Source organism: Halomonas sp. ND22Bw, assembly GCF_003011945.1.
Taxonomy (GTDB): Bacteria; Pseudomonadota; Gammaproteobacteria; order Pseudomonadales; family Halomonadaceae; genus Halomonas; species Halomonas halophila.
The window spans coordinates 1-235 of sequence record NZ_PXWD01001805.1 but is presented as its reverse complement, the minus strand read 5'-3'; the positions used below and the strand labels follow the sequence as shown (position 1 = coordinate 235).

The window sequence follows — 235 nt, the reverse complement described above, 5'->3', positions numbered from 1 at the left end:
ACTTCTCGAGCTGGTCGATCAGCGTCCAGACGTTGGCCATGCGCCGCTCGGCGATGGTCGGCGCGCTGGCGTTCTGGTAGAGCCAGGCCTCGTAGTCCATGTCGCGCAGCATCTCGCGGATGGCGGCGATGGCGTCGCCCTGGTCCATGCGCCGGCGCACCCCCTCGATGAAGTGCGTGAAGCGGCCCAGGCGCTCCACCGCACGGGTCGGCAGCTGCTCGGCCAGCCCCAGCTC

At 70.2% G+C, this 235-nt stretch carries 1 pseudogene; it reads right to left on the bottom strand.

The window, feature by feature from the left end:
• A pseudogene (locus CVH10_RS24505) lies at window positions 1-235 on the bottom strand (ATP-dependent DNA helicase Rep); the annotation flags it as partial.